Origin of the sequence: Bradyrhizobium sp. SZCCHNRI20481 (assembly GCF_032485055.1) — a bacterium.
GTDB lineage: Bacteria > Pseudomonadota > Alphaproteobacteria > Rhizobiales > Xanthobacteraceae > Bradyrhizobium.
Map to the genome: position 1 here is coordinate 116,774 of NZ_JAUEUE010000016.1, position 26,433 is coordinate 143,206.

A 26,433-nucleotide genomic window follows, 5' to 3' on the forward strand; every position below is an offset into this window, starting at 1 on the left:
CCGGAGCGTTCCCCCACCCGCATCGCATCTTCCGATGCGATGCGACCTCCCCCGCAAGCGGGGGAGGCGTGGACCCATTCGCATCAAGCGCTTGATCTCTCCCCGCCAGCCCTTAGGTTCACGGAATGTCCCCGAGTCGCTCCGCGGCTCCATTCCGTTGAGCCATGACCACCTTCTCCCCGCATCAGGATTCCGCGCTCAAGGCCGTCGGCGACTGGCTGAAGGCCAAGCCGGGCAATAACGGCACACCGCAGGTGTTCCGGCTGTTCGGCTATGCCGGAACCGGCAAGACCACGCTGGCCCGCCACATCGCCGAAGACGTCGACGGCGAGGTCAAGTTCGCGGCCTTCACCGGCAAGGCGGCGCTGGTGATGCGCAGCAAGGGCTGCGACAATGCCTCCACCATCCACTCGCTGATCTATCGCGCGCAGGAGAGCGGCGAGGAGCAGCCGAACTTCGAATTGTGGGACGACGCGCCGGCGTCCAAGGCCAAGCTGATCATCATCGACGAATGCTCGATGGTCGACGCCGATCTCGGCCGTGATCTCCTGTCCTTCGACTGCCCGTTGCTGGTGCTCGGCGATCCCGCGCAGCTGCCGCCGGTCAAGGGCGGCGGCTTCTTCACCGAGAGCGAGCCCGACGTGATGCTCACCGAGGTGCATCGCCAGGCCAAGGACGATCCGATCGTGCGGATGTCGATGGACGTGCGCGAAGGCAACACGCTCGACATCGGCCGCTACGGCGAGAGCGAGGTGGTGGAGCGCCGCGAGCTCGATCCGTCGCGCGTGATGGAGGCCGACCAGGTGCTGGTCGGCCGCAACGCCACCCGCCGCGCCTACAACAACCGCTTTCGGCAGCGCCTCGACATCGAGGACGCCCTCCCCGTCGCCGGCGACAAGCTGGTCTGCCTGCGCAACAACCGCAAGAAGGGCCTGTTCAATGGCGGGCTATGGCGGGTGAAGTCGCGCGCGACCTCGAAATCCAAGATCGTGACGATGCGGGTCGCGCCCGACGAGGATCTCGGACGCAAGGTAACGAAAGTCTCGGTGCGCGGCGAATGCTTCGGCGGCGGCATCGAGGACATCCCGTGGGAGCAGCGCAAGCCTTATGACGAGTTCGACTACGGCTACGTGCTGACCGTGCACAAGTCGCAGGGCTCGCAATGGGACGACGTGGTGCTGTTCGACGAGAGCTTTGCCTTCCAGGAGAGCCGCGCCCGCTGGCTCTACACCGGAATCACACGGGCCGCGAAGCGGCTGTCGATCGTAGTGTAACGCCGGCTTTACCGCGCGAGGCGATTTCATCCGCCCCGCTGGTACCCGCCTGCGGCCGGTTGATCCACGTCAACCTGACGCAGGGTCCTTGGCGGATAGAGATCGATTCACATCTCTGTTAATCCAGCAGCAGGCGGCGGGATCGCATGGCAAAGTCCAGGACCACGAAGGGCAAGGCCTCCAACGGCCAACGCATGAAGCGCGCAGCCGCCACCGCGCGCGTCGCGCGCCGGCAGTCCGCCGCCAGGCTCGATCCGATCGCGCAGTCGCTGGTCGACGAACAGATGCAGGCCGCGCAGATCACCGGGCTGTCGGCGTTCGAGAGCGTGCTCAACGGACCGCCGGCCCTGGACGCCAACTCTGCGCCGGTCAAGGCGATGCTGGATGGTGCCGCGCCCGACGATGCCAAGCTGATGAAGGCGCTGATCGAGGGCAAGGCCAAGCCCGACAAGCGTCACACCTCCGACGAGCTCGCCGACAACTGGCGCCAGGGCGGCTACCCCTACAAATTCCGCATGTACCGCAAGGACTATGAGGAACAGAAATTCATCCTGCAGACCGAGCTGCTCAAGCTGCAGAACTGGATGAAGGATGCGCGGCAGCGCCTGGTGCTGCTGTTCGAGGGCCGCGATGCCGCCGGCAAGGGCGGCACCATCAAGCGCTTCATGGAGCATCTCAATCCGCGCGGCGCCCGCGTCGTCGCGCTGGACAAGCCGAGCGACGTCGAGCGCGGCCAATGGTATTTTCAGCGCTATGTCGAGCACCTGCCGACCGCGGGCGAGATCGTGCTGTTCGATCGCTCATGGTACAACCGCGCCGGGGTCGAGCGCGTGATGGGCTTCTGCTCGCAGGCCGAATATGACGAGTTCCTGCGCCAGGTGCCGGAGTTCGAGCGCAATCTCGTGCGCAGCGGCATGCATCTCATCAAGTTCTGGTTCTCGGTCAGCCGCGAGGAGCAGCGCCGCCGCTTCAAGGAGCGCGAGGCGCATCCGCTCAAGCAGTGGAAGCTGTCGCCGATCGACACCGCCTCGCTCGACAAATGGAACGACTACACCCGCGCCAAGGAGGCGATGTTCTTCTCCACCGACACCGCCGACTGTCCGTGGACCGTGATCAAGTCCGATGACAAGAAGCGCGCGCGGCTGAACGCGATGCGCTGCGTGCTGCACTCCCTGCCCTATGCCGGCAAGGACGCCTCGCGCATCGGGCAGGTCGACGATCTCATCGTCGGCCGCGCCAGCGTCATCCACGAGCGCGAGGAGCACGCGAGCTGAGGCGACGCGCTCAGCGCCGATGACGCCGATGCGCCCTCACGGGATCGGCCGGCGGCATCGCTGCATTTGCATTCGGAAAGGCCGGCGTGCCACGACGGGCCAGCTCCGCCTGCGCCGCCGGCGTCAGCGCGCCGCCATTGAGCACATCGCGGTCGGGATGCATGGCCGCATATGCCGCCGGCTCGGAGAATTGGGCCGACGCCGCGGTGGCCGCCAGTGGCGACATCAGCAGAGCTGCCGCCAGGCTCCTGAATGCGATCATGATTGGTCTTCCCTGTTGCGCACCAATTCGCGCAGGCGATGATGTAGGCAGGCGAAAGCGGCATCCCAATCACGACCGCGCGAGGTGACGGCCGTTCGTGATCGCGCCCATCTCTCAGACGTAGCGCTGCAGCCGCTGTCCGGGCAGCAGATCGTAGGACGCCTTCCAGGCGACCCGTCATCGCCGCTGCGGCAGCCGATCATACGGGCGGAGATGAGCGGACGGCGGAAACGCGGGCGCCGCGCCGGAGGCGCGCACCAGGCCCATTCGTCCCGCCGGCGTCAGTGCGCCGCCGTTGAGCACGTCGCGATCGGGATACATCGCCTGAAACGCCCCCGGCTCCTGCTCGCCGTAGAACCAGCCCTGCGCCGATGCCGGCGCGGCAGTCGCCATCGACAGCAGCACCGCTGCCGCCTTTGATTTCCAGGATGTCATGATTGTTCTCCAGGTTCTCAAGATGCGGAGAACGCGCACTCGATGTCTGGTCAGGGGTCTGACGATCGAGACGCGTCCGCCTCTGTATTGACCGCAGAGAGAACGAAATATTCGCGGCGTCTCCGCCGCGCGGGCATCACGACCACGAGACCTGAACCACATCATGGTTCGAAGATCGACGAAGTGTGATATCATCGTGAGCTTGCGGACTAGATGGCCCGTCGGGCAAATCGGCCAACGACGACAGAAGCTGTCAAGGTATTCTGAAAAACATAAATCGTTTCGCGGTTTGCCCAAATCAGGCTTATGATGCCCGCGTTTCGTTGCACGGCAGGGGACGTATCGCGATCGTCACGGACGTTGGCAGCGAAATGCGATGGACGCGACATGTTGCAGCGGGCGAAGCGCCTGCGGACGAACGGCATGGCGCGGACGGCGAAAGCGTGTGGTCCTGGCCTCCCGACGCTGAGGCCAAGCTGGTGGTGATGATCCGCCGGCGACGGGGGCAAGACAGCCGGTCCCCGAGGAGAGCACGTATAAGCGTTAACACCATCGCGCGGGGAAGGCCGGATCTGTCTGGCTGCACCTGTGGTACCTGCCGCCTGCATTTTTTTGAGCAGGCGGGCCACGGGCCTCAGCCGAGGTCCGGCCTTCCCTGCGCCCTCCGCTTCCGGAGGGCCAATGAACCGGTATCCCTCGGGCCATTCGAGCCGCGAGAACAAATCGCCATGTCTGGAACGCTCCCGCCACAACTCACAGTGTCGTTCCCGGCGCCCAGTGCGCAATTGTGCACGCCTCGCGCCACCCCGGCCGTTCACGCAGTCGTGTCGCGTCCCCCGTAACGCCGGCCGAGCACCGACGTATCTTGCAGCAGAGGCCGGACCGGGCCAGTGTTTCCGGCTGGCGAGAAGAGCCCACCCCTCACGAGGATCCAAAGATGCGCCTCACCCGCTCCCTTTTCGTCAAGACAGCCGTGCTCGGTGCCATGGCGGCCGGCATCCTGGCCTGGCAGCCGCTGCACGCCGCCGAGGTGGCCGTCGTGATCCCGCCGCCGGCCCAGGATCAGCCAGCCTCCGACGGGCTGGAAACCGCCGTGGTCGCCGGCGGCTGCTTCTGGGGCGTCCAGGGCGTCTACCAGCACACGGCGGGCGTGATCAGCGCGGTGTCCGGCTATGTCGGCGGCACCAAGGCCACGGCCGACTACCGCACGGTCTCGAGCGGCACGACGGGCCATGCGGAATCGGTCCAGATCAAATACGACCCGAAGAAGATCTCCTACGGCAAGATCCTGCAGATCTTCTTTTCGGTCGTGCACGATCCGACCCAGTTGAACCGACAGGGCCCGGACTCAGGCCCGCAATATCGCTCGGCGATCTTCACCACCTCGGAGGCGCAGAGGAAGGTCGCGGAGGCCTATGTCGCCCAGCTCGACAAGGCCAAGGTGTTCGGCAAGCCGATCGTCACCAAGATCGGCAAGCTCGAGGCGTTCTATCCGGCCGAGGCCTATCATCAGGACTATCTGACGCTGCACCCGAGCCAGCCCTATATTGCCTATAACGACCTGCCGAAGATCGAGAACCTGAAGAAGATCTTCGCGGAGAACTACATCGAGAAGCCGACGCTGGTCGGCGAGGCCAAAGCGACGAACTGAGGCGACGACCTGTCGCCACGACTTTGAGGCCGCGACGGTGGCCGATCAGCGCAATGACAGGGGCGGACGAGTCTAGGTCCGCCGGAGGAAAAGAGATGAGCGACACCAGGACCGACGACAAGGTCATCAAGAGCGAGGCGGAATGGCGCGAGGAGCTGACGCCGATGCAGTACGCCGTGCTGCGCGAGAAGGCGACCGAGCGCCCGTTCTCGGGCGAATACGAGCATGAGCATCGCGCCGGGACCTATGTGTGTGCCGGCTGCGGCCAGACCCTGTTCGAGTCCGACGCCAAATTCGACTCCGGCTGCGGCTGGCCGAGCTTCACCCAGCCGGCGACGGAGAGCCACATCGACGAGGAAACCGACTATACCCACGGCATGGTCCGCACCGAGGTGCTGTGCTCGAAATGCTCGGGCCATCTCGGCCATGTCTTTCCCGACGGTCCGGGGCCGACCGGCCTGCGCTATTGCATCAACTCCGCGGCCCTGAAGTTGAAGCCGCGCTGACGTCACCATCGGCCCCGGTTCCGTTACGGACGGTAATGGGGCCGCTGGGCTGGCGGCCGGCGAGGCGTGGGCGGCCAAAACCGGCCACCAGGGGTGAGATTTTAGCCGTGCAGATCGGGCTCTCCTGCATTCACAAGTTGCAGATCGATTAAACTATTGAAAAAATAGGACATTTCAGCGCGGTCCGAACCAGGCCGGATTTACGATGTGAGCGTGCAGGATTCGCATTTCTGCCAAATCGGCCTATATTAGGGGTCGTAACTGACTATGCAGGGCCGGGCCGCCTGGAGCGGCAAATCCCGCCCTCCACCCCCGCAATCGCTGGCGTCATCGCCAAGCTGAATGTTTTGAAAGCTCGCGTCAGCGCTTCCAGCCGACAAGAAGAGGTCTCAGACCATGCGTCCACTGCGTCCGTTCAACTTCAACACCTCTGCCGAACTGTTTCCCGCCGCCATCCGCAAGAAGAAGCGGGCGGGGTTTGCCTATCGGCGGTTCGGCACCGCGGCTGAAGCCGTGCGCTTTGCCATGGAGGAGTTGCCTGCGGATTCGCTGAATGGCGCCTACCTGCAGGTCGAGGAAGCCCGGTTCGACCAGAACGGCATCCGCACCCTGTATGAGAGCGAGGCGTTCCCGCTGCCGCGCCGGGTGGTCGACAAGGCGCCGGACGCCGATGCAGCCTGACGGCTGCCAGACCATTCTCCAACACCCTGCCCCGCCTTGTGCGGGGCAGTTTTTTTATGGGGGTCGGTTTGTGCGGCTTTTGGCCCGGTCTCGCGGCGCATCAACGCGGCTGGGTATCGAGCCACCGCCGCAAGATCTTAGCGTTGCGCATATTGGCGCGGAACAGCACGTCGAAGGCGTCGCCCGCCACCGGCACCATGCCGATCACCCCCTCGACCGCGACATTGCCGAGCATCCGGGTGATGACGTGCCAGGGCGCGCCCAGCGCACGGGCCTCGCGCACCAGCCACAGCGACAGCGCGGTCGCGATGAGGTCACCGACCACGGGGATCAGGCCGATGATGCCGTCGATGCCATAGCGGATGTTGGTGCCGGGCAGGACGAAGGCGACGTCGAGCAGCTTCGCCACCGCCTCCAGCCGCGCGATCCGCTGCTCACGGGTCAGATTGCCGAATGGATTGGAGGTGCTGAAATCGAAGCGCACGCCGCCCGGGCCGACGAAGGCGCCATTGAACGAGGACTGGAAGGATCCCTGCGGGATCTCACGTCCGTCCTGGTCGATGATCGGTCCGCGCGCCTCATTGGCGTTGAAGCGTGCCTGCGAGGCGCGTCCGGAGGCGCGGCGGGGCGAGGGGGTCATCTGCTCTTGCATACCCATCACATAGAAACGCGGCAGCAGGGCGCAAGTTGCGTCACGCCGTCACGCGCTGTGCTCGCTGGGCTGAGCCGCCGGCGCTTCGGGCGGGGTTTCGTCGACGAATTTGTGCACCAGCCACGACGACACCGTCGCGGGAATGAAGCCGACCAGTCCGTAAAGGACCCATTGCAGGGCACCGTATTCGGAGCCGTGCGAAGCGTAGTTGAAGCCGGCGAGCAGGAAGGCGATGCCGCCCACCAGCAGCATCCGCATGGTCGGTCCGATGCGCCTGACGTGGAACAGGATGTCGTCGATCGCGCACATCATCAGTGCCGGCAGGAAGCCGAACAGGTAGCTGTATTGCAGCGAGGTGACGAAGACCTTGAACAGCTTGGCCACTTCGCCGGGATTGGTGTTGGTCCAATAGCCGGACATGTAGGTCGTGACCAGAAGCAGCGCGAAACCGCCCAGCGCCGGGCCCACGGCAACGAAGATGAGATATCGCTTCATGCCCAATCTCCTGCCTCGCCGATTCGCCCAACGCGCGAGGCGCGTGCGGACTGCTCAGTCACCCCACAGCGCGAAGGCGTCGTTGAAGGCGCGCTCGCCCGGCGCGCCCTTCTCGATCGCGATGATGGCCCGGCGCTGATTGCTGTAGACCAGCGGAACGTCGAACCAGGAGCGCTCCTTCAGGAGCTGCACGTTGCGGGTCCGGTCGGCGTCGACATTGGACAGGCCGACCAGGAAGAAGCCGTCGGTGACCTTCACTGCGAGGCCGGCCAGCGGCGTCCCGCGCGCCTGCTCGTTGGATTTCATCAGGATCCCCGGCACGTTGCCGACGCCGCCGCCAGAGAAATCCTGCGGCAGGATGAAGGTCAGTTCCGCGGTGTGGCTCGCCGGCAGCGACGTGTCGGTGTTGCGGCGGAACGACATCGTCATCTTGAACTTGCGATCGGGAATCTCGATGTCGGCGCGCACGGCGATGTCGGCCTTCTGCGTCCCCGTCGCCTTGATCTGCTCGGTGCGCCAGACCACCGAGCCGATGTATTGCTTGCCCTTCGGGTCGGCGGGATCCTCGTCATAGAGCACGACGCGTTGCGCGACCGGCGCGATCTGGTCCGAGGACGGCGACTGCCCGACACGGTCGGTGATCTTCGGCTTGCTCAGCGGCGTGCCGGTGTCCTTGGGCGCCTCGACCGTCGAGGAAGATTTGAACAGGCCATTGACCATCCCGACCAGCGGCCGGCCCCACAGAATTCCGGCGCCGATCAGGATCAGCACGATCCCTGCGGCGATGGCGGCCTTGAACGGAAAGGTCGAGCCGCTGCGCTCCGACTTCTTCTTGCCCTCGCGATCCGGCGCGGCGCCGCGCTGGCGGGTCGAGGTGGCAGGCAGCGCGTAGCGCTCGGCCTCCTGGACCGACTCGTCATAGGAGTATGGCGCCTCGGGCAGCGGCGGCCGATCATCGTCGTCGCCCTCGAGCCGATCGAGATCGGTGGTCGGAACGTTGGCGTAGGTCTTGCGCGCCGCACGGTTGGCCTGGGCAGTGGCCTTGCCGAGATCGTCGACATCAGCGGTGATGTCGCGGAAGCCGCGCATGGCGGGCGGCGTTGCCGGATTGCCGTTGTCCTGAGCACCGCGGCGGGCGGCCGCCGGACGTTCGCGCACCGGAGGCGCCGCCCCATCCTGTGGAGGCGTTTGAGGCGGCTGGGGCCGCGGCGGCACAGCTGGCGCGCCAGCGGCAGCCGGCGGCGCTTCCGGTCGCGGATTGCGCGCCGGACGCGGCTCGGCCGTCTCGCCGCCGAGCGGCGGCCGCTCGGCCCGGGCAGCGGCCGGGGCCGCCGGTCGTGGCCGCGAGGCGGTCGTGGCGGCCTGGTCTGGAGTCGGAGCGGGCTGAGCCGCGGGGGTGGCCGGAGCATCCGAATTGCGCGCACCGGCCCGCCGGAGCGCATCACCTGGGCGGGCCGCGCCGCTGGACGCCCGCTGTGCCTCGCGGGCGCGCTGGGCCGCTTCCGCCTCAACCTTGCGCACGGCTTCCTCGAGCGACAGCCGCTCGCGCGTGATCTCGGATTCGCTCAGCGGCGGCTGGACGCTGCGCAACTGTGCGATCAAGGCCGCCCGCGCCCGCTCGTAAAGCGCACGCCGGCTTTCCCCGGGAGCGTTGGGGTCCAATCCGGCAATGGCACGGGCTATCAGCGGGTAGTAGTCGGCCATATCAACTCAATTCGCGCGCTCAGCTGTCGGGTCCCGTCACGCCTCGAAGGGATTCTGGACCAGAATAGTATCCTCGCGTTCGGGGCTGGTGGAAAGCAGCGCGATCGGGCAACCCACCAGTTCCTCGATCCGCCGGACGTATTTGATGGCCTGTGCCGGCAGATCGGCCCAGGAGCGCGCGTTTGCGGTCGGCTGCTTCCAGCCTTCGATGGTCTCGTAGATCGGTTCGACCCGAGCCTGCGCGCCCTCACCTGCCGGGAAATGATCGATCTCCTTGCCGTCCAGCCTGTAGCCGGTACAGACATCGATGGTGTCGAAACCATCGAGAATGTCCAGCTTGGTCAGCGCAAGACCGTTAATGCCGCAGGTCCGCACCGCCTGGCGGACCAGGACCGCATCGAACCAGCCGCAACGACGCGGCCGGCCGGTATTCGTTCCGAATTCGCGGCCACGCTCGCCGATCTTGCGGCCGGTCTCGTTGTCCTGCTCGGTGGGAAACGGCCCCTGCCCGACCCGGGTCGTGTAGGCCTTGCACAGGCCGAGCACATAGCCGATCGCGCCCGGCCCGAGGCCCGCGCCCGTGGCCGCCTGCGCCGCGACCGTGTTGGACGAGGTCACGTAGGGATAGGTGCCGTGATCGACGTCGAGCAGCGCGCCCTGCGCGCCCTCGAACAACATCCGCTTGCCTTCGCGGCGCTTGATGTCGAGCAGACGCCAGACCGTCTCCGCATAGGGCAGCAGCTTCGGCGCAAAGGCCGTCAGCTCGCGCAGGATCTGCTGGCCGTCGATCGGCTCGAGGCCGAGGCCGCGGCGGAGCGCATTGTGGTGCGCGAGCAGCCGATCGATCTTGTGCGGCAGCGTATCGAGATCGGCGAGGTCCATCAGGCGGATCGCGCGGCGGCCGACCTTGTCCTCATAGGCCGGGCCGATGCCGCGGCGGGTGGTGCCGATCGCGGTCGCCGCGCTCGCGGACTCGCGCAGCGCGTCGAGTTCGCGGTGCAGTGGCAGGATCAGCGTGACGTTCTCGGCAACGCGCAGATTGTCCGGGCTGATGGCGACGCCCTGCGACTGGAGCTTGCCGACCTCGTCGAGGAAGGCCTGCGGATCGAACACGACGCCATTGCCGATCACCGACAGCTTGCCCGTGCGCAGCACGCCCGACGGCAGCAAAGCGAGCTTGTAGGTGGCGCCGTTGATGACGAGGGTATGGCCGGCATTGTGGCCGCCCTGGAAGCGCACGACGATGTCGGCCTGCTCCGACAGCCAGTCGACGATCTTGCCCTTCCCCTCGTCACCCCATTGGGCGCCGACGACGACCACGTTAGCCATTCGCAGCTCTTTCCTCTGCCAAGATCCAAAACAGCACGATCGGTTCGGACGAAATCGCTTCCGATGAGGGGCCAGCCTGGCCAACCATGCGCCCAGCCCAAATCGCGGCCGGGACCGCTCGCTTGCGAGGCGACCCACCGGATAAAGGAAGCCGCCGGGCTAGGCAAGCGAGAACGGGCCTTCGGAGCACACAAGAGCGCCACCAAGCCTTTGATAAGCCCCAAAATTTCATGCCGCCCCGGCTGCGGATCGGGCGACCCGGCCATACGCTTCTGGCGGCGCATCGACCCGGGCGGTTCCATTGAGCACCCGAACGGCGGCGAATCTACGATCGAAGCGGCGCGCTCTCAGCTCTGGATGCGGCCGTCGACAACCTCGATGATGCGATCGCAGCGCCGGGCCAGATCAAGGTTGTGGGTGACGAGCAGGAAGCTCGTGCCGACCTCCCGATTGACCTCGCGCATCAGGCCAAAGACCGCCTCGGCCGACTTGGTGTCGAGGTTGCCGGTCGGCTCGTCCGCCAGCACCAGATCGGGGTTCATCGCCAGCGCCCGCGCCACCGCGACGCGCTGCTGCTGGCCGCCTGACATGTTGCTCGCGAGATGGTCGGCGAATTTCGCCAGCCCGACCTGGTCGAGCAGCTCCGACGCCTGCGCCTCGATCTCGGGGCCCGGGAAGCCGCGATCGACCAGCGAGCCGACGAAGCCGAGCAGTCCGCCTGCAGCAGAAACACACGCAAAATCTGTCCGCGCGAGGTGCCCATCGCACGCAGGATCCCGATCTCCTTGGAGCGCTGGATCACCGAGACGATCAGCACGGCGGCGATGCGGCGCATTGCGGCAACCGAGGCCATCACGGCAGCGGGATGTTGCGCTAGGTCAACCGCCGCCCGGAGAGCTTCATGCAAATCAGCCATGATGACCACGACCATTCATCCACCAACCTGGACAGGCCCGCGTGAGCACTGAGACGACCTCCGGCCCGCACCAATTTTGGCGCCTGTCGCCCGCGCAGGCGGGCGCGACGCTCGGCTGCGACCTGAACGGTCTCGGCGCGGCCGACGCCGAGCAGCGGCTGCAACGCTACGGCCACAACGCCGATGCGCCCTCGCACGTCGTGGGTCCGTTGCGCGCCGTGCTCCGCCGCCTGCTCGAGCCGCTGTCGCTGATCCTGCTGGTGGCGGGCATCATCTCGATGGTGACGGGAGACGTGATCGGCGGCGCCATCATCGTTCTCATCCTGACGCTGTCGATCGGCCTCGACACGGTTCAGGAGGGACATGCCGTCAAGGCGGCCGAGGAGCTCCGCCGCTCCGTCGCCTTGAAGGCCGAGGTCAAGCGGGATGGCGCCTATCGCCAGATCGACGTCGAGGCGGTCGTTCCCGGAGACATCCTGCGCGTACGCGCGGGCGACATCGTTCCTGCCGATGCGCTGGTCATCGAAAGCAAGGCGTTCACCGCCGGCGAGGCGGCGCTCACGGGAGAGCCCTATCCCGTGACGAAACAGGCCGGCATTCCGGCCGTTGAGAACGACACGTCGAATGCGCTGTTCCGCGGCTCGGTGGCGCAGACCGGCGAGGCCGTCGCCATCGTCGTCAACACTGGACCGAACACGATGTTCGGCGCGGCCGCCGCGGCGCTCGCCGAGGGGCAGGCGCGCACACCGTTCGAGCGCGACCTGCATGAATTCGGCCTCGTCATCGCGCGGCTTACGCTGGCCCTGGTCGTGATCGTGCTCACGGTTCGCGTCGTATTCGGACGCGATGTGCTCGACTCGCTGTTGTTCTCGGTCGCGCTCGCGGTCGGATTGACGCCCGAGCTGCTGCCGATGATCACGACGGTGACACTGTCGCGCGGCGCACTGCGCATGGCCAAGCGCAAGGTGATCGTGAAGCGGCTTGCGGCGATTCATGATCTCGGCGCGATGTCGGTGCTGTGCACCGACAAGACGGGAACACTGACATCCGCGGAGATCACGCTCGCCCGCAGCGTCGCGCCCGACGGCACCGACCATCCGCGAGCTGCCGAGCTCGGCGCGATCGCGGCCGCACTCGGCGGTGATCGCGGCTCGCTCGATTGCGCGCTCGTCGCAGGCGCCAATCATGCGGCCGAGGGATGGTCCCTGGGCGGCCAGCAGACCTTCGACTTCTCGCGCCGGCTCGGCTCGGTGCTGGCGATCCGCGGCCAGGATCGGATCCTGATCGTGAAGGGCGCGCCTGAGGCGGTGATCGAGTTGTGCACGCAGCAGCGGCATGGCGGCACGTTCGCGCCGCTCAACGACAACGGCCGCACCGAGATGTACGAGCGCGTTCACGCGCTCGCACGCGAGGGCTTGCGCACGGTCGCGATCGCGTCACGGCCGTGGAACGGCGCGCCGCGCGAGATCGAAACCGACGACGAGCAGGAACTGATCTTCGAAGGGCTGTGCGCGTTCGCCGATCCGCCCAAGCCGACCGCGGCGGCAGCGATCGCGCAGCTTGCCCGCGCCGGCATCGCGCTGAAGATCCTCTCCGGCGACGATCCCGTCGTGGTCAAGCGGCTGGCCGGCCTGGTCGGGCTGAAGGCGGATCGCGTGCTGTCCGGCAGCGACATCGCCGAGCTCAGCGACGACGCGCTCGCGGTGCAGGTGCACTCGGCCGATGCGTTCGGCCGTCTCGCGCCCGATCAGAAATCGCGTATCGTCAAGGCGCTGCAGGCCTCCGGCGAGATCGTTGGCTTCCTCGGGGACGGCATCAACGATGCGCCGGCGCTGAAGGCCGCCGATATCGGCCTGTCCGTCGAAGGCGCCACCGGCGTCGCGCAGTCGGCCGCCGACATCATCCTGCTCGCCTCTGATCTCGACGTCGTCGCCAACGGCGTCGAAGAAGGCCGACGCACCTTCGCCAACATCCTGAAGTATGTCCGAATGGGCGCGAGCTCGAATGTCGGCAACATGCTGTCGATGGCCGCCGCATCGATGGTGCTGCCGTTCCTGCCGATGCTGCCGACGCAGATCCTGCTCAACAATCTGCTCTACGATCTCTCCGAGCTCGGCATTCCGTTCGACCGCGTGAGCCGGCAGGCGACCGCGCGGCCGCAGCGCTGGGACATGAAGCGGCTCATGCGCTTTGCCGCGATCATGGGGCCCCTGTCGTCCCTGTTCGACTTTCTCACCTTCGGCGCGCTGCTGTATTTGTTCCATGCGACGCCCGATGAATTCCGCACCGCATGGTTCCTCGAATCGATGGCAACCCAGATTCTCGTCATCTTCATCATCCGGACCAATGGGCGGCCATGGAGCAACCGGGCGGATCCGATGCTGACGGCGTCGTCGCTCACCGCGCTCGCCGTCGCACTGGTCGTGCCCTTCACACCGGCCGGCGCATGGTTCGGCTTCGTTGCACCGCCCCTCACCGTCTTGGCTGCCATCGCCGCCCTCGTCGTCGCCTATCTGGTCAGTGCGGAGGGCCTCAAATCGCTCGCGGTGCGATCCGGACCGCGGAGACCGCACCGGGGACACGCTCGTGCGCGATCTTGACGACGGCCACCGCTGCATGGTCGCGATGCATCTGCCCTCTTGATAGGCAGCTGCAATTGGTGTCTGTCGAAAGCGCCGGGAGGAACGGCGGCCGGACATCCCGGCCGCGCGCCGCGGCGCATCGAACCAGGCCAACACCGCCGCATGTCCGCCGCCGATCCCACCGCGTCCGCCGCGCCCACGCGCGCCTGGATCGCCAACCAGCCCTATGTGCTGCTCAGCATCACGGCGCTGTGCTGGGCCGGCAACTCGATCGTCGGGCGGCTTGCCGCCGGCCACATCCCGCCGGTGACATTGTCGTTCCTGCGCTGGTCGCTCGCCTTCCTGCTGATCCTGCCGCTCGCCTGGAAACAGCTGCGCCAGGACTGGCCCGCGATCCGGTCGCGGCTCGGCATCATGATCGCGTTGTCCGTGACGGGCATCGGCGCCTTCAACACGCTGCAATACTGGTCGCTCGAATATACGCAGGCACTCAACACCCTGCTGCTGCAGTCGGCTGGTCCGCTGATCGTGGCAATTTGGTCGATGCTGCTGTTGCGCGTGCACCTGACCCTGGCGCAGGCCATCGGCATCGTGCTGTCGCTCGTGGGCGTGCTGCTCATCCTGACGCGCGGTCACCCCACCGCGCTGGCCGACATCAGCTTCAACAGAGGGGATCTGATCTTCCTGCTCGCGATGGCGGTGTTCGGCTTCTACTCGGTGCTGACGATCAAGCGGCCGCAGATCCACGGCCTGTCGATGGTCGCCTTCACCTTCGGTTGCGGCGCAGCCAGCCTCATTCCGCTGCTGATCTGGGAACTCAACGCGCGACCGGTCATGGCGCTCGACGCGCAGAACCTGTTGTCGCTGCTCTACGTCGCCATCTTTCCTTCGACGATCGCCTATCTCTGCTTCAATCGCGGCGTGCTCCTGATCGGCGCCAATCGCGCCGCGCCATTCTTTCACGTGGTCCCGGTGTTCGGCTCGATCATGGCCTTCGTGTTCCTCGGCGAGCAGCCGGAGGTCTTCCACGTGATCGGCTTCGCGCTGGTGCTCGCCGGCGTGTTCGTGGCGTCGCGCAAGCAGGCGACCTGATATCCACGTCCTGCGCGCGCCCCCGCGGCCCTTTGCTATCCGATGCATGGCACCAATCCGCTGCGCCGGCTTGCGAGGGGATACGATTCAGCCCAGATTGCCTCGTCTCTCCAAGCACGCTTGGCTGCCTTTGCCTGCCCAACACCGTCATCCGCTCTCCTGGCTGAACAACCAGCCCTATCTGCTGCTCACGCTGGCCTCGCTGTTCTGGGCCGGCAACATCGTGCTCGCGCGCTATGTGGCCGGTCATGTCCCGCCGCTGACCTTGTCCTGCATCCGCTGGGTCGGAACGTTCCTGATGCTGTGGCCTTTCGCCCGCGCGCATCTCGCCCGCGACTGGCGAACATTGCGCGCGCATTGGCCGCTGATCCTGCTGTTGTCGCTGACGGGCTTTGCCATCAACAACGCGCTGTCCTATTGGGCGATGCAATATACCCAGGCGCTGAACGGTCTCCTGATCCAATCCTCGACGCCGCTGTTCGTCGCGCTGTGGTCGCTGGCCTTGTTCGGTGTGCGCCTGACCATCGCCCAATTCGCCGGCATTGCGATGTCGCTGATCGGCGTGCTGGTGATCCTGCTGCGCGGCGATCTCGGTGCGCTCGCCGGCATCCAATTCAACCGCGGTGACCTGATGTTTGCGGGCGCGCTGATGGTATTCGGGCTCTACTCGGCCGCCATGACGCGACGGCCGGCGGTGCACCAGCTGTCGCTGATCTCAGCCTGCACGGCGGCCGGCGCCGTGCTGCTGCTGCCGTTCGCGGCTTGGGAATACGCGTCGGGCTTCGTGCTCAAGCCCGATCTGCTGTCGGTCCTGACGCTCGGCTACGTGGTCGTGTTTGCGTCGACACTGGCCTACCTGTTCTTCAATCGCGGCATCAGCCTGATCGGACCGAACCGCGCCGCGCCGTTCCTCCATCTGGTGCCATTGTTCGGCTCGGTGCTCGCGATCCTGCTCCTCGGCGAGGAGCTCAGGCTGTTCCACCTTGCGGGCTACGCGCTGGTCATTGCCGGAGTGATCATCGCGTCGCGGGTCCCGATCCGGCCTCCCGGCACGGGTGACCGGCTCAAGGTGTGAGCGTGCGGCAAGACGCCTCATGAAGACCGGGGAGCATCATCCGGCTGTCATCGAAATGTCAGCGGCGCGTCAGGCCTCCTGTTCAGAACGGCGCGTGTTCAAGCTCCCAGGAGGCTTTTCATGCATCGATATCTTCTTACCACCGTGGCCGCGATGGTCCTCAGCGCCGGCTCCGCATTCGCCCAGGGCGAAGGCGAATTCCCGGCGACGCTCTCCGGCCATGCCGTGATGCCGGCCGAGTCCTTCGTCGAGGCGCCGGCCGATGCCCCGAACGATCTCAAGACCTCCGGCAAATACACCACCGGCAAGCGCATCGACGCGATCGGCAGCGTGATGGGCAAGTCCTATGAGCGTCCGACCGGGGTGTCGCTCCCGTTCAAGGGACAACCTCTCCAGGGCCACTCCGGCATCAAGAAGATGGCCGACGGCACGTTCTGGGTCCTCACCGACAACGGCATGGGCTCGCGCTACAACTCGCCCGACTCGATGCTCTATCTGAACCACCACAAGATCGACTGGACCAGCGGCAAGGTCGAGCGGCTCGAGACGATCTTCCTGCATGATCCCGACAGGAAGGTTCCCTTCCGCATCGTCCATGAGGACACCGCCAAGCGCTATTTGACCGGTGCTGATTTCGATACCGAGGGCTTCCAGATCATCGGCGACAATCTCTGGATCGGCGACGAGTTCGGTCCCTACGTCATCAAGGCGGACAGGACCGGCAAGGTGCTGGCCGTGTTCGACACGGTCGCCGACGGCAAGCCGGTGCGCTCGCCCGACCATTGGGCGGTGCAATCGCCGGGCGCGCCAGGCGCGACCTATGCGAACGTCAACCTGCGGCGCTCGAAGGGCTACGAAGGCTTCGCGTCCTCGGTCGACGGCAAGTTCATCTACGGCCTGCTCGAAGGCCCGCTGTGGGACGCCGAGAAGAAGGATTGGGAGAAGGTCGACGGCAAGGAAGCCTCGCGCATCCTCGAATTCGACGTCGCGGCGGAGCGGTTCACCGGCCGGTTTTGGCAGTACGTGTTCGAGCAGAACGGCAACGCGATCGGCGACTTCAACATGATCGATCCGACCCAGGGTCTGATCATCGAGCGCGACAATGGCGAGGGCACCAGCGACAAGGCCTGCCCGCAGGGCACGCGCGGCGACAACTGCTTTCCCGATCTCGCCAAGTTCAAGCGCGTCTACAAGATCGAACTCTCCGACGCCAACGTCGGCAAGCCGCTCCGCAAGATCGCCTCTATCGACCTGATGAAGATCAAGGATCCGGACAACAAGGCGCGCAAGCCGCTCAACGACGGCGTGCTCGCCTTCCCGTTCTTCACGATCGAGAATGTCGACCGCGTCGACGACACCCACATCATCGTCGGCAACGACAACAACCTGCCGTTCTCGTCCAGCCGGGATCCCAACAAGGCCGACGACAACGAGTTCGTGCTGCTGGAGGTCGGCGACTTCCTCAAAGCCAAGTGACGGCTGGCACGCCTACGACTTGACGGCCGCCGTTGATCCGAGAGCCCCGGATCAACGGCGCGCCCTGACCTGATCAGGCCGTTCGCACCTTCGCCATGAAGCCATCGACGGCCTGCTGCAGCAGGCCCGACTGGCTGTCGAGCTCGCGCGCGCTCGACAGCACTTCGGAGGCAGCCATGCCGGTCGCTTCCGCCGCCTTGGTGACGCCGCCGATATGGGCGCTGATCTCGTTGGAGCCTGCAGCGACGGACTGGATGTTGCGGGCGATCTCGCGCGTCGCGTCGCCCTGCTGCGCGATCGAGGTCGAGATCGAATTGGTGATCTCGCTCATCTGCGCGATGGTCTGGGTGATGCCGCTGATGGCGGTGACCGCATCCTGGGTCGAGGTCTGCATCGCCGCGACCTGTGCCGAAATCTCCTCGGTCGCCTTCGCCGTCTGGTTGGCGAGCGCCTTCACCTCCGAGGCGACGACGGCAAAGCCCTTGCCGGACTCGCCGGCGCGCGCGGCTTCGATGGTGGCGTTCAGCGCCAGCAGGTTGGTCTGCGCCGCGATCGAGTGGATCAGCTTGACGACCTCGCCGATCTTCTCGGCGCCGGTCGACAGCACCTGAACGGTCGCATTGGTGCGCTCCGCATCGCCCACGGCTTTGCTCGCAATCTCGCTGGAACGGGCGACCTGGCGCGAAATCTCATTGACCGAGCTCGACAGCTCTTCGGCCGCGGCCGCGACCGTGCCGACATTGTCATTGGCGCTCTGGGTGGCGGCGCTGACGGTCGAGGCGCGCGAGCTGGCATCGCTCGCGGTCGAGGTCATCGATTGCGCGGTGTGCTGCATGCTCTCGGCCGCCGACGCCACCGAGCGGACGATGCCGTTGACGCTGCGCTCGAAGTCGGCGGCGAGGTTCTGCATGGCCGCGGTCCGCTCGGCGGCCGCGCGCTGCTGGGTGGCGGCCTCGGCCTGCTCGAGCTCGCGCATCCGCAGCGCGTTGTCCTTGAAGATCTGGACGGTGGCGGCCATCCCGCCGATCTCGTCGCCGCGGCCGACACCGGGAATCTCGCCATCGAGCCGGCCATCTGCGATCTCGCGCATGCGGATGCCGAGACGATCGAGCGGCACGCTGATGCTGCGGCTGATCAGCCAGGCGATCCCGCCGGCGATGACCGCGATGCCCGCGCAGGCCATCCAGATCAGCCATTTCAGGGGCTTCATCTTCGCATCGAGATCGTCGACGTAGACGCCGGTGCCCACGAACGTATTCCAGCCGGGAATCATCACCGCATAGGAGATCTTGCGGGTCGGCTGCTCCTGACCGGGACGCAGATATTCGTAGTGCAAGGTGACTTCGCCGTTCTTGGCAACGCCGTCGCGCAGCTCGACGACGAGCTTGCGGCCGTTGAGCTCGAAATCGATCACATTCGAGCCACGCTGCTTCGGATCCTGGGACAACACCACGTTGCCGTCCATCGTGTAGGCGAACAGATAACCCATGCCCTTGTCGAAGGTCATCGTTCTCGCGCGATTGACGAACTCGTCGAGCGCGGCCTCCTTCGTCAGCTTGCCGGCTTCGACCTCCTTGATGAGGCCCATGGCCATGTTACGCGCGGTCTCGACGATCGCCCGGCACTGTTCGATGCGGGCGTCGACCATCTCCTTTTGCATCAGAGTGCCGGCAAACGTACCGGCCGCGGCAAGGCCCAGCATCGCCACGCCGACGACGATGGCGAGCTTGGGGGCAATCTTCAGGTTATTCAGCAGCACGTAACGAACTCCGCCCGGTCCCCGATCGACGACCTCGATCTGTCAAGGTGAGCTGCTGGTCAACTGATCAGGCGATGGTTAGATTTCGGTTGCGAACATCCCCCGTAGAAACCCGGATCAGCTCGAGACAACGGCATCCCGGACCGGGACCGCAGCGGAGGCCGGCCGCAACGGCGCAAACTCCTCGGCGGTCAGCGTCTCCTTGGCGATCAGGAGCGTGACGCCGCGCTCGAGGTCCGGGCGATGGCTTTCGAGGATCGCGCGAGCGCGGGTGCCGCCGTCTGCGATCAGATCCCGCACGGCGAGATCGATCTCGCGGCCGGTCTCCTCCGCCGCCGACACGATCTGATCCTGTGGCTGCAGGAACGAGACCTGTGGACGCGGCGCGTATGTGCGCTGCCCGACGGTCGCATCCATCCCGTATTTGGTGACCATCTCGATCGCGATCTCGGTCGCACGCTGCAGATCGTCGGCGGCACCGGTCGAGACGTCGCCGTCGAAGATCAACTGCTCGGAAGCCCGTCCGCCCATCAGCACGGCGATGCGGTTCTTCAATTCGCTGACCGCGAGCAGGAAGCGATCTTCTGTCGGGCGCTGCATCGTGTAGCCGAGCGCGCCGACGCCGCGCGGAATGATCGAGACCTTCTGCACCGGATCGACGCCGACGAGATTGGCTGCGACCAGCGCGTGCCCCATCTCGTGATAGGCGACGCGGCGGCGCTCGGCGGGACTGAGCACGCGGCTCTTCTTCTCGATGCCGGCGACGATGCGCTCGATCGCCATCGTGAAATCGTCGAACGTCACCTCGTGGCCCTTGCGGCGCGTCGCCGCGATCGCAGCCTCGTTGATCAGGTTGGCGAGGTCGGCGCCGGTGAAGCCGGTCGTCAGGGCCGCGACCTTGTCGAGATCGACGCTGTCGGCGACCGTGATCTTGCGGACATGCACCTTGAGAATGGCAAGCCGCCCGCCCCTGTCGGGACGGTCGACCAGCACCTGGCGATCGAAGCGGCCAGCGCGCATGAGTGCGGGATCGAGGATCTCCGGCCGGTTGGTCGCGGCGAGCAGGATGACGCCGGAGCTTGGGTCGAAGCCGTCGAGCTCCGCCAGCAATTGATTGAGCGTCTGCTCCTTCTCGTCGTAGCCGCCAAACTGGCCGCCGCCGCTTCGGCTGCGCCCGAGGGCATCGAGCTCGTCGATGAAGATGATGCAGGGCGCGGCCTTGCGCGCCTGCTCGAACAGGTCGCGCACCCGCGCGGCGCCGACGCCGACGAACATCTCGACGAATTCGGATCCGGAGATGGAGAAGAACGCCACACCCGCTTCGCCCGCGACGGCACGCGCTAGCAGGGTCTTGCCGGTGCCGGGCGGGCCGACCAGCAGGATGCCCTTGGGCACGTGTGCGCCGAGCCGGCCATAGCTCTTCGGATCCTTCAGGAACTGCACGACCTCCTGCAGCTCGAACTTGGCCTCGTCGACGCCAGCGACATCGGCGAAGGTCACCTTGGTGTCGGTCTCGACATAGACCTTGGCGCGCGACTTGCCGATCGACATCAGGCCGCCGAAGCCCTGGCGGTCCATCACCTTGCGGCCGAGGAACACCCAGATCAGATAGAACATCAGCGCCGGCACGACCCAGGACAGCAGCGCCTGAATCAGCCCGCCCGAGGGTACGCCGGTCACCGTCACGCCCTTCGCGGCAAGCTTCGCCGCCAACGGCGGATCGACACGCGTGGTGATGAACGAGGTCTTGCCGTCCGGCTGCTTGTCCTTGAACTTGCCCTGGATCGTGTCCTGGCCAACCGCCACTTCGGTGATCTTGCCCTGCTCGATCAGCTGCTCGAACTGGCTATAGGGAATGGTTTCGACCGTGTTGTAGGTCGTCAGCAGCCATTGCAGCAGCAGCATGCCGACGCCGGCGAGGAAGATGTAGCCGACGGCGACGGCCTGCTTGCGGGTGTTCGGGTCGGATTCCATGGCGGCGCTCTCGGTCGAGTTCGATCACGGCCGGACAGGACGTGATCGAACGGGTTCCCACGCGCATAACAGGAGCGGGACCGGGCGGCTTGTCATGGATCAAACGGCGCCGGCCCGTGGCCTCACGCCCCGCTTCAACCCGACGGCTGCATCACGATCGACTTGTCCTTCGGCCAGCGCACCCGCCAGGCGAAGGCGATATCCTTGGCCTCGCCCGGTTTGGCGTCGATGACCCATTCGACGACGCCGCGGCGATCGCGCACGTTCGTCGACGTCGCCGGCGTGGTCGCGGGCAGCATCTCGACCACGATCTCCTCGTTCTCGCTGACCGGCAGCTGATCCTGGATCGCGACCTTCAGCGGGAAGTCGTGAGCGTTGCGGACTGTCGTCTTGAAGGTGCGCTCGTCGATCTTCGCCGTCGTCACGATCAGGCCGGCCGAGCCTTCGTTGCGCTTGACCACACTGCGCTCGACCTTGACCTTGTCGTCGGCCCCGAAGCCGACATGAACGACCTCGTCCTTGCCGGCCGACGCCAGTCTGCTGGTGCCGACGAACATGCCGTCGCGATAGATCGAGACCTTGCCCGGCAGCAGCGGTGCCTCCTCGTTCTGGGGGAAGCTCGCTTCGAGATAGGCGGTGGGATCGATGACGGGCGCCGAACGGATCGTCAGTTCGGGCGTGATCGTCGCGGTGGAAATACGCAGGCTCTTCGCGCCATCATTGGCACCGACGCTGACGCGTCCGGGGAGGTGGAAGACGGTCTGAAAGGCGCTGATCTCCGCAACCGTCTGCTGCTCGACGGCCTTGTCCGCGACATCTCCGAACGTCGTCCCTCCGCCAAAGCGAAACTCCTGTCGGCTCTCCATGAGTCCTCGCGCGGCGCTGACGGCGGCCGGCTTCGGCGCTGGCTGTGGCGGCGGCGGATATTGCGCGATGATCGTCCTGAGCTCGGGCGCGCTGCCGCCGCGTCCGGTCCGCACCGTCGAAACCGTCAGCGCGACCTCGGACCAGTCCTCCCCGGTGGCCTGCTGGATCTCGGCGCGTCGCACCAGTTCGAGAGCCGGTTTGCGGTCCTTCGCCGACGTGTCGAGACGCGCGTCGTAGAGCGGCACCCAGCGGGCATTGCGCACCGCGTAGGTCACGCGCAAGGTCGCCTTGGTCGCAGCTGCAGCCGACAATTCGATCCGCACCTCCAGCTTGCTCGGGGGCTTCGTCGTAAGATTGTCCTGCAGGCGCGCGATCTCGCGATCGATCTCGCGCTGCTTGCGCTCGGCATCACGGATCGCCGCGTCGGCCTGTCCAACCTCGTCGGCAACGGCGGCGAACGCGGCACGCCATTCTGTGATCGGACGCGCCTCGCCCTTCTCGCCGAGCCCGGCCGGTGACGCCTCGGCAAAACGCTCGGCAAACTTTTTGCGCGCCAGGGCCGCGGCGATCGTGCCATCGAGATTGGCGCGCTCGTCCTTCAGCGCTTCGATGCGCTTGTCAATATCGGGCAGGTTGACCGGCGGCGCCGCACGCGGCGGCTTGGCGTCGACGGTGCCGATCACGAGCTTGGCGCCGGCCTCGCCTTCCACACGAAGCGAGGACGCATCGAGTCCGAGCGGGAAGTCCTTGGCAATCGCCGTCGTGTCGCCGGCGGGAAGGTCGAGCGAGATGACCCGGGTCACGGTCGCGCCGTCGGGATACACGGTGACAGCATCGACGGTGGACGTCGTGTCGAGGCTTGCCGCATGGCCCGGCGCCGCCGCCAGCGAGGCACCGAGAACGAGAGTTGTCGTAACCAGCCACGTCGTTCGCATTGCCATCGATCTCTCCGTATCCCAGCGCCCCTGAGAACCGGATGAGCCGGTCCCTTGCGGGGCGTTAGACGCCACGAGAGGTCCGCGGGTTCAAATCGTGCGACCGCAAAGCTTGCCGTTGAAATTCCGCCGAGCACAGACGAGCACAGAAAAAGGCAGCACGGCCACGGTGCCGTGCTGCCCCTTTCCGGTCGGTCAATTTGGCCCAGCGCGTGAAGAGTTGAGGTCTGGTTGCGAACCGCGAAGGATGTGCGCTCCCTCTCCCGCTTGCGGGGGAGTGCTGGGGTGGGGGTGTCTCCTCAATTGAGGCTGCCCGAGTGGAGGGAGCCCCCACCCGGCGCTTCGCGCCGACCTCCCCCGCAAGCGAGAGAGGTGAACTGAGCCAGCGGCTAAGTCGATTCAACCAAGAAGCACCGCGCGCTCTAGCGCGTCATCAGAACGCCAGCGCCTTGGCCTGCTTGACCTGCGGCAATGCCTGGATCTTGCCGAGCAGCTCGGCCGGCACCGCACCGTCGACCTCGACCAGCGCGATCGCGTCGCTGCCCGGCGCCACGCGGCCGAGATGGAAGGTCGCGATGTTGATCTTGGCGTCGCCCAGGAGGCTTGCGAACTTGCCGATGAAGCCCGGCTTGTCCTCGTTGGTGACGTAGATCATCGACTTGCCGAACTCGGCGTCGACACGGATGCCCTTGATGTCGACGAGACGCGGCTTGCCGTCGGCATAGACCGTACCCGACACCGCGCGCTCCTGGTGCTCGGTGGTGACCGCGACCGTGATCAGGCTCTCATAGTCGCTCTCGCCGGCGCGCAGCACCTCGTCGACGATCATGCCGCGCTCCTTGGCGATCACCGGCGCCGACACCACGTTGACCTCGCCCAGCATCGGCCGCAGCAGCCCGGCCAGCACCGCCGAGGTCAGCGCCCGGGTCTTCATCTCGGCGACGTGGCCTTCATAGGTGATCTGGATCTTGGTGATGCTGCTTTCGGTGAGCTGGCCCGCGAACGAGCCGAGCTTCTCGGCGAGCGCGATGAACGGCTTCAGCTTGGGCGCTTCTTCCGCGGTGATCGACGGGAAGTTGATCGCGTTCGAGATCGCGCCGGTGAGCAGATAGTCGGACATCTGCTCTGCGATCTGCAGCGCGACGTTCTCCTGCGCTTCCGTGGTCGAAGCGCCGAGATGCGGCGTGCAGATCACATTGGCATGACCGAACAGCGGATTGCTGGTCGCCGGCTCCTCGGCGAACACGTCGAGCGCCGCACCCGCGACATGCTTGCTGTCGAGGGCCTCGAGCAGCGCCTGCTCGTCGATCAGGCCGCCGCGCGCGCAATTGATGATGCGCACGCCCTGCTTCATCTTGGCGATCGCCGCGGCATCGATGATGTTGCGGGTCTTGTCGGTCAGCGGCGTGTGCAGCGTGATGAAGTCGGCGCGCTTCAGCAGCTCCTCGAGCTCGACCTTCTCGACGCCGAGATCGAGCGCGCGCTCCTCGGTGAGGAACGGATCGAAGCCGATCACCTTCATGCGCAGGCCCTGCGCACGGTCGCAGACGATCGAGCCGATATTGCCGCAGCCGATCACACCCAGGGTCTTGCCGGTGATCTCGACGCCCATGAAGCGGTTCTTCTCCCACTTGCCGGCTTGCGTCGAGGCATCAGCCTGCGGGATCTCGCGCGCCAGCGACAACATCATCGTGATCGCGTGCTCGGCGGTCGTGATCGAATTGCCGAACGGCGTGTTCATCACGATGATGCCCTTGGCGGTCGCCGCGGGAATCTCGACATTGTCGACGCCGATGCCGGCGCGGCCGATCACCTTGAGCCGCTTGGCGCGCTCGATGATCTTGGCCGTGGCCTTGGTCGCGGAGCGAATCGCAAGGCCGTCATAGTCGCCGATGATGTCGGCGAGTTTGTCCTTGTCCTTGCCGAGATTGGGCTGGAAGTCGACCTCGATGCCGCGATCCTTAAAGATCTGCACGGCAGCCGGCGACAGCGCATCGGAAATGAGAACTTTGGGTTTGGACATGACGATGTTCCTTCACGCCTCTCGCGAGAGAGGGACAGCGCATCAGCGCCGGAATGGGTGGAAGCAATCGAATCGTAGGGTGGGCAAAGCGCAGCGTGCCCACCGTCTTTCGCGTCGGTTGACGTTGATGGTGGGCACGGCGCTTCGCGCCTTTGCCCACCCTACGCGTCTTGAATTTCGTCATTGCGAGGAGCGGAGCGACGAAGCAATCCAGACTTTCTTCGTGGCCCTGGATTGCTTCGCTGCGCTCGCAATGACGGCACGACGAGCGTGGGTCAGGCCGCCTTGGGCAGCGCGGCCTTGGCTTCGGTGAATGCCCAGTCGATCCACTGCGTCAGCAGTGCGACGTCGCTCGCTTCCACCGTGGCGCCGCACCAGATGCGCAGGCCGGCCGGCGCATCGCGGTAGTGCGCGAAGTCGAAGCCGGCGTTCTCCTTCTCGACCAGCGACACCAGCTTCTTCGCGAACTCCGCCTGGGCATCGGCCGACAGCGATGTGATCGCGGGATCGACGACCTTGAGGCACACTGAGGTGTTGGAGCGGATGGCGGGATCCTTGGCGAGAAAATCGATCCACGGCGTCCGCGCCTTCCAGTCCGCCAGCACCTTGGTGTTGGCGTCGGCGCGGGCGATCAGCGCCTTGAGGCCGCCGATCGACTTGCCCCAGTTGAGCGCGTCCAGATAGTCCTCGACGCACAGCATCGAGGGCGTGTTGATGGTCTCGCCCTCGAAAATGCCGGCATTGAGCTTGCCGCCCTTGGTGAGGCGGAAGATCTTCGGCAGCGGCCAGGCCGGTTTGTAGGTCTCGAGACGCTCCACCGCGCGCGGCGAGAGGATGAGCATGCCATGCGCGGCCTCGCCGCCAAGCGCCTTCTGCCAGGAGAAGGTGACGACGTCGAGCTTCGGCCAGTCGAGCGGCTGCGCGAATGCGGCCGAGGTGGCGTCGCAGATCGTCAGGCCTTCACGGCTCGCGCTGATCCAGTCGGCATTCGGGACACGCACGCCCGACGTGGTGCCGTTCCAGGTGAAGACCACGTCGCTTGCCGGATCGACTTTCGACAGATCGGGGATCTCGCCATAACCGGCGTGCAGCTTGGTGACGTCCTTGAGCTTGAGCTCCTTGACGATGTCGCTGACCCAGCCTTCGCCGAAGGATTCCCAGGCGATCGTGGTGACGGGCCGCGCACCGAGCAGCGACCATAGCGCCATCTCGACCGCGCCGGTGTCGGATGCGGGCACGATGCCGATCTTGTAGTCGGCTGGCACTTCGAGAACGTCGCGCGTCAGCTCGATGGCCTGCTTGAGCTTGGCCTTGCCGATCTTCGCGCGATGCGAACGGCCGAGGGGAGCGTCCTTGAGATTTTCGGAGGTCCATCCGGGGCGCTTGGCGCAGGGGCCGGAGGAGAAATGCGGCACGGCAGGCCGCTGCGAGGGCTTCGCTGCAGTCATCGTCTATCCTTCCAGATAGTAAG

20 protein-coding genes and 2 pseudogenes are annotated in these 26,433 nt (G+C 65.9%); 9 read left to right on the forward strand and 13 right to left on the reverse strand.

The annotated features are described in order from the left end of the window. Positions 1–164: 164 nt before the first annotated feature. Together QX132_RS25005 and ppk2 are read left to right on the forward strand one after the other, a co-directional pair. Positions 165–1,274 carry an ATP-dependent RecD-like DNA helicase gene (locus QX132_RS25005; protein ID WP_316163135.1) on the forward strand — a complete coding sequence of 370 codons (1,110 nt, stop codon included), beginning with the start codon at positions 165–167 and terminating at the stop codon, positions 1,272–1,274. Between the two features lie 146 nt (positions 1,275–1,420). Next, positions 1,421–2,548, forward strand: coding sequence for a polyphosphate kinase 2 (gene ppk2, locus QX132_RS25010; protein WP_316163136.1), 1,128 nt, complete (start codon positions 1,421–1,423; stop codon positions 2,546–2,548). A 10-nt stretch (positions 2,549–2,558) separates the two neighbouring features. On the opposite strand, the gene QX132_RS25015 is transcribed toward ppk2, so the two are convergent. Further along, positions 2,559–2,810 (reverse strand): hypothetical protein, encoded by a 252-nt coding sequence (locus QX132_RS25015; protein WP_315757314.1) that lies wholly within the window; start codon positions 2,808–2,810, stop codon positions 2,559–2,561. A 177-nt stretch (positions 2,811–2,987) separates the two neighbouring features. After that, positions 2,988–3,245 (reverse strand): hypothetical protein, encoded by a 258-nt coding sequence (locus tag QX132_RS25020; RefSeq protein ID WP_315733898.1) that lies wholly within the window; start codon positions 3,243–3,245, stop codon positions 2,988–2,990. A gap of 937 nt (positions 3,246–4,182) precedes the next feature. Here QX132_RS25020 and msrA point away from each other — a divergent pair. The 3 genes from msrA to QX132_RS25035 all read left to right on the forward strand — a co-directional run bounded on the left by msrA (position 4,183) and on the right by QX132_RS25035 (position 6,083). Further along, entirely contained in the window at positions 4,183–4,896 is a 714-nt protein-coding gene (msrA, locus tag QX132_RS25025; protein WP_316163137.1) for a peptide-methionine (S)-S-oxide reductase MsrA, read from the forward strand. Between the two features lie 95 nt (positions 4,897–4,991). Then, positions 4,992–5,402: a peptide-methionine (R)-S-oxide reductase MsrB gene (msrB, locus tag QX132_RS25030; protein WP_315733900.1), complete on the forward strand. Its 411-nt coding sequence runs from the start codon at positions 4,992–4,994 to the stop codon at positions 5,400–5,402. A 396-nt stretch (positions 5,403–5,798) separates the two neighbouring features. After that, positions 5,799–6,083: a hypothetical protein gene (locus tag QX132_RS25035; RefSeq protein ID WP_315733902.1), complete on the forward strand. Its 285-nt coding sequence runs from the start codon at positions 5,799–5,801 to the stop codon at positions 6,081–6,083. 100 nt (positions 6,084–6,183) lie between these two features. On the opposite strand, the gene QX132_RS25040 is transcribed toward QX132_RS25035, so the two are convergent. The 6 genes and pseudogenes from QX132_RS25040 to QX132_RS25065 form a co-directional block, all read right to left on the reverse strand. Further along, a complete protein-coding gene (locus QX132_RS25040; protein ID WP_409997726.1) occupies positions 6,184–6,735 on the reverse strand; it encodes a DUF4112 domain-containing protein in 552 nt (183 codons plus the stop codon). A 48-nt stretch (positions 6,736–6,783) separates the two neighbouring features. Continuing rightward, entirely contained in the window at positions 6,784–7,230 is a 447-nt protein-coding gene (locus tag QX132_RS25045) for a DUF5413 family protein (protein WP_315798168.1), read from the reverse strand. A 54-nt stretch (positions 7,231–7,284) separates the two neighbouring features. After that, entirely contained in the window at positions 7,285–8,934 is a 1,650-nt protein-coding gene (locus QX132_RS25050; RefSeq protein ID WP_315733908.1) for a hypothetical protein, read from the reverse strand. A gap of 36 nt (positions 8,935–8,970) precedes the next feature. Beyond that, the gene (locus QX132_RS25055; protein ID WP_315733910.1) at positions 8,971–10,263 is read right to left on the reverse strand and encodes an adenylosuccinate synthase; all 1,293 of its coding nucleotides are present in this window, start codon (positions 10,261–10,263) and stop codon (positions 8,971–8,973) included. Positions 10,264–10,610: 347 nt separating this feature from the next. Further along, positions 10,611–10,955: pseudogene (locus tag QX132_RS25060) on the reverse strand (ABC transporter ATP-binding protein); the annotation flags it as partial. Further along, a pseudogene (locus QX132_RS25065) lies at positions 10,953–11,092 on the reverse strand (FtsX-like permease family protein); the annotation flags it as partial. The pseudogenes QX132_RS25065 and QX132_RS25060, both read right to left, overlap by 3 nt. Positions 11,093–11,220: 128 nt before the next feature. On the opposite strand from QX132_RS25065, the gene mgtA reads away from it, so the two are divergent. The 4 genes from mgtA (at position 11,221) to QX132_RS25085 (ending at position 17,404) form a co-directional block, all read left to right on the forward strand. Continuing rightward, positions 11,221–13,779, forward strand: coding sequence for a magnesium-translocating P-type ATPase (mgtA, locus tag QX132_RS25070; protein WP_316163138.1), 2,559 nt, complete (start codon positions 11,221–11,223; stop codon positions 13,777–13,779). Between the two features lie 144 nt (positions 13,780–13,923). Further along, complete coding sequence (locus QX132_RS25075) at positions 13,924–14,853, forward strand: DMT family transporter (protein ID WP_315798166.1); 930 nt, start codon at positions 13,924–13,926, stop codon at positions 14,851–14,853. 97 nt (positions 14,854–14,950) lie between these two features. Next, on the forward strand, positions 14,951–15,928 hold the full coding sequence (locus QX132_RS25080; RefSeq protein ID WP_316163139.1) for a DMT family transporter: 978 nt from the start codon (positions 14,951–14,953) through the stop codon (positions 15,926–15,928). Between the two features lie 120 nt (positions 15,929–16,048). Beyond that, positions 16,049–17,404, forward strand: a complete 1,356-nt coding sequence (locus QX132_RS25085; protein WP_315798164.1) for an esterase-like activity of phytase family protein — start codon at positions 16,049–16,051, stop codon at positions 17,402–17,404. Between the two features lie 73 nt (positions 17,405–17,477). Here the strand turns inward: QX132_RS25085 and QX132_RS25090 are convergent, their stop codons facing one another. From QX132_RS25090 to QX132_RS25110, 5 genes are all read right to left on the reverse strand, one after another. Beyond that, positions 17,478–19,163 carry a methyl-accepting chemotaxis protein gene (locus tag QX132_RS25090; RefSeq protein ID WP_315733915.1) on the reverse strand — a complete coding sequence of 562 codons (1,686 nt, stop codon included), beginning with the start codon at positions 19,161–19,163 and terminating at the stop codon, positions 17,478–17,480. A gap of 117 nt (positions 19,164–19,280) precedes the next feature. Then, positions 19,281–21,137: an ATP-dependent zinc metalloprotease FtsH gene (gene ftsH / locus QX132_RS25095; RefSeq protein WP_315798163.1), complete on the reverse strand. Its 1,857-nt coding sequence runs from the start codon at positions 21,135–21,137 to the stop codon at positions 19,281–19,283. Positions 21,138–21,271: 134 nt separating this feature from the next. Beyond that, a complete protein-coding gene (locus QX132_RS25100; RefSeq protein WP_315798236.1) occupies positions 21,272–22,939 on the reverse strand; it encodes a mucoidy inhibitor MuiA family protein in 1,668 nt (555 codons plus the stop codon). Positions 22,940–23,372: 433 nt separating this feature from the next. Further along, complete coding sequence (gene serA / locus QX132_RS25105; protein WP_315733917.1) at positions 23,373–24,962, reverse strand: phosphoglycerate dehydrogenase; 1,590 nt, start codon at positions 24,960–24,962, stop codon at positions 23,373–23,375. A 275-nt stretch (positions 24,963–25,237) separates the two neighbouring features. Beyond that, entirely contained in the window at positions 25,238–26,410 is a 1,173-nt protein-coding gene (locus QX132_RS25110; RefSeq protein ID WP_316163140.1) for a phosphoserine transaminase, read from the reverse strand. Positions 26,411–26,433: the final 23 nt, after the last annotated feature.

Bases quoted from the DNA above. Each gene is read 5' to 3' on its own strand.
- serA (WP_315733917.1), bottom strand. From the start codon at position 24,962: ATGTCCAAACCCAAAGTTCTCATTTCCGATGCGCTGTCGCCGGCTGCC.
- msrB (WP_315733900.1), top strand. From the start codon at position 4,992: ATGAGCGACACCAGGACCGACGACAAGGTCATCAAGAGCGAGGCGGAA.
- QX132_RS25085 (WP_315798164.1), top strand. From the start codon at position 16,049: ATGCATCGATATCTTCTTACCACCGTGGCCGCGATGGTCCTCAGCGCC.
- QX132_RS25015 (WP_315757314.1), bottom strand. From the start codon at position 2,810: ATGATCGCATTCAGGAGCCTGGCGGCAGCTCTGCTGATGTCGCCACTG.
- QX132_RS25110 (WP_316163140.1), bottom strand. From the start codon at position 26,410: ATGACTGCAGCGAAGCCCTCGCAGCGGCCTGCCGTGCCGCATTTCTCC.
- ftsH (WP_315798163.1), bottom strand. From the start codon at position 21,137: ATGGAATCCGACCCGAACACCCGCAAGCAGGCCGTCGCCGTCGGCTAC.
- msrA (WP_316163137.1), top strand. From the start codon at position 4,183: ATGCGCCTCACCCGCTCCCTTTTCGTCAAGACAGCCGTGCTCGGTGCC.
- QX132_RS25040 (WP_409997726.1), bottom strand. From the start codon at position 6,735: ATGCAAGAGCAGATGACCCCCTCGCCCCGCCGCGCCTCCGGACGCGCC.
- QX132_RS25045 (WP_315798168.1), bottom strand. From the start codon at position 7,230: ATGAAGCGATATCTCATCTTCGTTGCCGTGGGCCCGGCGCTGGGCGGT.
- QX132_RS25050 (WP_315733908.1), bottom strand. From the start codon at position 8,934: ATGGCCGACTACTACCCGCTGATAGCCCGTGCCATTGCCGGATTGGAC.
- QX132_RS25005 (WP_316163135.1), top strand. From the start codon at position 165: ATGACCACCTTCTCCCCGCATCAGGATTCCGCGCTCAAGGCCGTCGGC.
- ppk2 (WP_316163136.1), top strand. From the start codon at position 1,421: ATGGCAAAGTCCAGGACCACGAAGGGCAAGGCCTCCAACGGCCAACGC.
- QX132_RS25100 (WP_315798236.1), bottom strand. From the start codon at position 22,939: ATGCGAACGACGTGGCTGGTTACGACAACTCTCGTTCTCGGTGCCTCG.
- QX132_RS25035 (WP_315733902.1), top strand. From the start codon at position 5,799: ATGCGTCCACTGCGTCCGTTCAACTTCAACACCTCTGCCGAACTGTTT.
- QX132_RS25055 (WP_315733910.1), bottom strand. From the start codon at position 10,263: ATGGCTAACGTGGTCGTCGTCGGCGCCCAATGGGGTGACGAGGGGAAG.
- QX132_RS25075 (WP_315798166.1), top strand. From the start codon at position 13,924: ATGTCCGCCGCCGATCCCACCGCGTCCGCCGCGCCCACGCGCGCCTGG.
- QX132_RS25020 (WP_315733898.1), bottom strand. From the start codon at position 3,245: ATGACATCCTGGAAATCAAAGGCGGCAGCGGTGCTGCTGTCGATGGCG.